4 protein-coding genes are annotated in these 5,321 nt (G+C 64.0%); 1 reads left to right on the plus strand and 3 read right to left on the minus strand.

Annotation, left to right across the window (positions count from 1 at the left end; genetic code table 11):
- Nucleotides 1–698: 698 nt before the first annotated feature.
- Nucleotides 699–1,151, plus strand: a complete 453-nt coding sequence (locus RWX87_RS06425; RefSeq protein WP_314688750.1) for a hypothetical protein — start codon at nucleotides 699–701, stop codon at nucleotides 1,149–1,151.
- A gap of 1,248 nt (nucleotides 1,152–2,399) precedes the next feature.
- On the opposite strand, the gene priA is transcribed toward RWX87_RS06425, so the two are convergent.
- The 3 genes from priA to RWX87_RS06840 form a co-directional block, all read right to left on the minus strand.
- Entirely contained in the window at nucleotides 2,400–3,128 is a 729-nt protein-coding gene (priA, locus tag RWX87_RS06430; protein WP_314688751.1) for a bifunctional 1-(5-phosphoribosyl)-5-((5-phosphoribosylamino)methylideneamino)imidazole-4-carboxamide isomerase/phosphoribosylanthranilate isomerase PriA, read from the minus strand.
- A gap of 155 nt (nucleotides 3,129–3,283) precedes the next feature.
- Nucleotides 3,284–3,928, minus strand: a complete 645-nt coding sequence (hisH, locus tag RWX87_RS06435) for an imidazole glycerol phosphate synthase subunit HisH (RefSeq protein ID WP_314688753.1) — start codon at nucleotides 3,926–3,928, stop codon at nucleotides 3,284–3,286.
- A gap of 217 nt (nucleotides 3,929–4,145) precedes the next feature.
- Nucleotides 4,146–5,321, minus strand: a 1,176-nt coding sequence (locus tag RWX87_RS06840) for a hypothetical protein (RefSeq protein ID WP_399552332.1), incomplete at its 5' end; no start/stop codon positions are given.

Genomic DNA, 5,321 nt, shown 5'->3' on the forward strand with positions numbered 1-5,321 from the left:
GACGAGAATTCACGTCCGATTCACGCTCGGTTCGGAAGATTCGCACGACGCCCGAAATCCGCACGATGCCGGAGGTTCTCAGGATGCCCGAGGTCCGCACGACGCCCGAGATTCTCACGATCCTCACCATTCGCAGGCCCACACCGCGCTCACAACTCACACCATCCTCACGAGTCCCACGATTCGCAGAACACTCAGGATCCGCATGACACCCATGACACCTTGGGTTCTCGGGAACCCAACGACCCTCACCACCCCCCGATTCAGATTGTGACAAGGCTTGGCATCGTGGCAGAAAAGCGGGAGTCTCTGTTCCCTCTGATCTTCTCCCGGCCGCTCCAGTCAAAGACAGGGCTACAACCAGCCGTTCTCTCCGCGACGCCTCGATTCAGGCTGCCGGCAATCGGACACTCATCGATTCGTCCCCTATCAGTCAGGCCACGTCAACAAGCAGGTCACACCGACACGGAGAACACGCCGACAGGCCCACGCCGACACGGACGACCCATGGTCGTGGTCCACTCCGAGCGAGACATGCCATACCGTATGGGACGCAGCGACCTCAACTCGCAAAGTCGTTCGCCACGCCCCAAAGCCGCACTCACACTGCGCGGCGATTCCTGGTGTCCGGCAGCGGCGAGAACGACCGATACTGAATTGACGAAATTCATCGCCGGAGTCCCGCACAAGGAGCGCATATGCCGCAGGTCATCGGCTATAACGGAAGGAACGGCACTGACGTGAGGCAGGACCTGTTTGGCATCAACATGCGGCAATGGTGTCGCAATCATGAGGAGTATCTCAGGCTCCACGTGCAGAACACAGACCCGCGGGCTCTGCTTGACTGGCACATGCGCAAGCTCTCCTGGCTGCAGCACGAGCGGCTTGTCCATCTCATCGTCACGTTCCTCACGACCGTCGTGGAGCTCACGGCCGTGGTCCTCATGCTGCTGCTACCCACCGGGAATGGCTATGCGGCGCTCGTGGCACTGGGGATTCTCGTGCTGCTCTCGTTCTATCTGGCGCATTACTTCTTCCTGGAGAACACCGTGCAGCACTGGTACCGACTCGCCGACGAGCTCCACGACAAGGCCGCAGGATCAGACGGCAATACCGAGAATCCTCACGGTGACAAGGTCACGAAGGCCTGAATTCGCAATCATTCCATCTCTTGTTCTGATATCTCCACCTCTTGTTCCCGCACTACCGCCTCCTGTTCCAGTATTGCGAGCCCTCATTCCATCGTTGCCGCCCATCCGATGTCACGATTGTTCCTCTTCCACCATTGCCCGGACCCTGACCCCAGAACTGCCACGCCCAGATCGAATCGCCGATCGCCGCCAACACCAACACCAACTACCCGCACCGACCCAGATCCTTCTCCATTGCCCAAGTCCGATACGATCACTCGTTGGGCCTTTTTTCTCTTTATTGGGCAGTCGGTGCATGTCTTGGGCGGGGTCTGGCCGAGCCAATGATTTGTCCGATCCGGGAATGGCGTATTTCCGCCATTCCCGTCAGTCGAACCCACCGGAGTCTCCCAGAAATTCGTGATCGGCTGCCCAACGAATGAGGCACGGTCGGCACAGAGACACACCAGACGAGCGGGCAGGTCCAGAAAGTCACATGGCACAGACGGAAGGCGCAGACGGGAGGCAGAGACGGAGGCAAGGAGGCAGAGAAGGAGGCAGAAAGGGGGGAGGCAGAGAAGGAGGCAGAGAAGGACGGCGAAAACGGGAGGCGAACGCAGGACGCGAAGACAGGACGCGAAGACAGGACGCGGAAACGGGAGTCGAAAAATCAAGGTGCTACCAGACGCATGGCATACAGACGCATTGTCATCAAACGCATCGCAGCCAGACGCATGCATGCGAGTGGGCGGGGAAGCATGAGACCACGACTCAGCGTGGCAGGGAGAACAGTACATGATGAGACAGGAAGGGAGGCATCTGCTGGGCTGGAACCGTAGACCGTCGTTCCTTGGGCACTTTCTGGGACAAACTAGCCTGCGGCGCTATGGGCTGATTTCGAGAAACCGCGGAAAATCGCGATTCTCGATGACTCAAAACAAAGAGATACTCAGGGACCCCGCCCAAGACGCGATACGGATGCCCAATGAACGGGATTGCCGCCCACGAGGTATCGAATATCGAATTCAGATGCAGGACACAGGCACCCGAATCAGGATTCGAAACCCAGATCCGCGCTTCAATACCCAGCCCTCGCACCGTACCGCTGCATTCACATCCCGGATGCGAGTGCCCAAGTCGGGAGCTCCTTCGCCCGCCCCTCTCCGCACTCCCAGCAGCTCACACCCACATGCATGCTCGGCACGGCTCTCGGCGCCGTGGAGAACCGGCAACGCCTCCATGCACACCCACATGCCCGGCATTCGCTCCTTACCGCGTAACCGCGAGCGCCTCCCCGAGGGTGAAGGCGCGGGCGTACAGCGCCTTGCCGAGGATCGCGCAGTCGACGCCCAGCGGCGACAGCCTTTCGATGGCGCGCAGATCGTCCAGGCTGGAGATCCCTCCGGAGGCGGTGACCATCGCGCCGGTCGTGTGCTCAGCGACCTCACGCAGCAGGTTAAGGTTCGGCCCGCTCATCATGCCGTCGCGCGTCACGTCGGTGACGACGTAGCGAGAGCATCCGGCCTTGTCGAGGAAATCCATGGTCTCGAAGAGGTCGCCGCCCTCCTTGACCCAACCGCGCGCCGCGAGGGTATGCCCGCGGACGTCAAGGCCGACCGCCACACGGTCGCCGTATCGGGCGATGGCCTTCGCGGTCCAGTCGGGGTTCTCGAGCGCGGCGGTGCCGATGTTCACGCGCGCGGCCCCGGCGTCAAGCGCGGCCTTGAGGCTGTCGTCGTCGCGCACGCCGCCGCTCATCTCGATGTTGACGCGGACGCCGAGCTCCTTCACGATTTCGGTGAGCCGCGCTCGGTTGTCTCCCGTGCCAAAGGCGGCATCGAGATCGACGAGGTGAATCCAGGACGCCCCCGCTTCGACCCAGGCGCGCGCTGCCTCCAGCGGGCTGCCATAGTCGGTCTCGGAGCCGGATTCGCCCTGCTTGAGGCGCACGGCCTTGCCGTCGCGGACATCCACTGCGGGAAGAAGGGTGAGTGACATGGGGAACCTTTCGTTGGGAATTTTTCGACGATATACATGCCGGAGGAAACGCATGCTGGAGGAAACGCGACGACGATTGGTGGAGTCCGCCCCGGGCATGGCCCCGCCCGACGAACGATCGCGACCGGCATGCCCGGGAAACGACACGGTCCGGCTCAGAACGTGGCGATCCAGTTGCGCAGCAGCTGCGCCCCGGCTTCGGCGGACTTCTCGGGATGGAACTGGGTGGCGCTCAGAGCCCCACGCTCGTAGGCCGCGACGAAGCGACTGCGTCCGTAGGAGCACCAGGTGACGCGCGCGGGTCCGCCCAGATCGACCCCGTCATCCGCCAGATCCACGTCCGTCGCCTCGGTGGAGGCGTAGGAATGCACGAAGTAGAAGCGTTCGTCCTCCACTCCGCGCAGCAGGACGGATCCCTCGGGAGCCTCCACGGTGTCCCAGCCCATATGGGGGACGACGTCGGCGTCAAGAAGGTCGACGCTGCCGCCGATCAGGCCAAGTCCCTTGGTGATGTCGCCGTGCTCGTCGCCCTGCGAGAACATGATCTGTTCGCCGACGCATACGCCGAGCACCGGTCGCCCACGACGCAGGCGTTCGCGGACCACCCGGTCGCCGCCCTCATGCTTCAGCCCCTCCATGCAGGCGGCGAAGGCGCCGACGCCGGGAACGACGAGTCCGTCGGCCTCCAGCGCCTGGCGATGGTCCGAGGTGAGCGTGACGTCGAGGTCGAGGTTGGCGAGCGCGCGCATCATGGAGCGGACGTTGCCGAATCCGTAGTCGAACACCACTGCCGAGGTCATGGGCTGCTCCTTCGTTCCTTCGCGTTCCTTCGCGGCCGTTCCGAGTTGACGGATAATCGACGGCCGGCCCCTTGCCGTCCAAACACGAGCCGTCGGGCCGTTCAGCCGCCGAACCGTGAGCATCAGACGGAGCCACGGGTTCCAACCTCTTCGACTTTAGTCCGTGCGGTACCCGTCGATCGGGCGCCGCGCATCCATCCGGCCATCCGTTGACGGTCTACTCGTCGGGACTCCCCCGACGCCCGAGCCGCGTGTGGCGAGCGATGACGCGCATGGCCTCGGCCTGGTCCATCGCGTCGGAGGGGACGATGGAAGCTCCCTGGCCGCGCAGGTCGTCAACCGTGGCGATGCCGAGCATGAGATCCTCGACGAACGATGCAGAGGAGGAGAACAGTACGGGCGGGGCGAAGGTCTGTCCGGGCTCACCCTGCAGATAGAGGGTGGCGTCAAGCTTGTCGGCGCGGTTGACGGCAAGCACGACGGCCATGCCGCTGACGACATCGGTGAGGTCGGCGGCGGCGACCTCGGGGGCGTCCCCGTCCAGGTCACGCAGCACCGCCACGGCTCCCTGATCGCCATCGATGCAGTCGGCGTCGATGTCGGACATCCGGCAGAACGCGGCGAGCAGCTCCGCTGAGGCGAGCCGGGTGATGATGGCCGACGCCTTGGCCCGGTTGCCGATGAGGCCTTCGAGCTCCTCGTCGAATCCGGAGGTGGCGTCGGATGCGGAGTCGGGCGCGGATCCCGCACCGGAGCCGCCCGCATCGGCGTCGGAAATCCCGGTATCAGCCGCACCCGCCTCGGAGAGCAGGTCGTCCGCCGTGTCGGGGATGCCGAGCAGGGAGGGGTCGTCGGCGATGTCCGGGATGTCGAAGTCGTCGCTTTCGCCGGGGCCGTCGTGCCCCCCGGAGAGGCCGCCATCCCCGTCGAAGGAATCTCGCTTCGGGGATGCCGAACCGGAGGACGGATGGGAGGAGGACGCCGGAGCAGGCTGCGACCCCGAAGAAGACGACGAAGACGACGAAGACGACGTCGGCCCGTCCCCCGCGGAGGTATCCGCCGGGGCGGCTTTCGGAGCCTTAGGCGAATTTCCGGCGGCACCGCTCACCGAACCGCCCGCCTGACTATCCGTAGCACCATCCGTAACGCCGCCAGCATCGCCACCCGTAGCACCATCGGAGGAATCGTCCACGGCGGCCTGACCCGACAGCTCCAGCTCGAACTCGCTGAGGGCGGCGGCGATCTCCTCGTCGCTCAGCCGGCGGGTCGGATGGGCGGGATCCCCTGACGAAGCCTTGCTTCGGGAATCGGAAGGAGAATCCGAATTGAACAGGGGATTCGAAGCAGAATCGGACACAGAACCAGAACCGGACGCAGAACCCGAACCCGAACC

Origin of the sequence: uncultured Bifidobacterium sp., assembly GCF_963540075.1 — a bacterium.
Taxonomy (GTDB): domain Bacteria; phylum Actinomycetota; class Actinomycetes; order Actinomycetales; family Bifidobacteriaceae; genus Bifidobacterium.

Coding starts and splice junctions, on each gene's coding strand:
- RWX87_RS06425 (WP_314688750.1), top strand. CDS start 699: ATGCCGCAGGTCATCGGCTATAACGGAAGGAACGGCACTGACGTGAGG.
- priA (WP_314688751.1), bottom strand. CDS start 3,128: ATGTCACTCACCCTTCTTCCCGCAGTGGATGTCCGCGACGGCAAGGCC.
- hisH (WP_314688753.1), bottom strand. CDS start 3,928: ATGACCTCGGCAGTGGTGTTCGACTACGGATTCGGCAACGTCCGCTCC.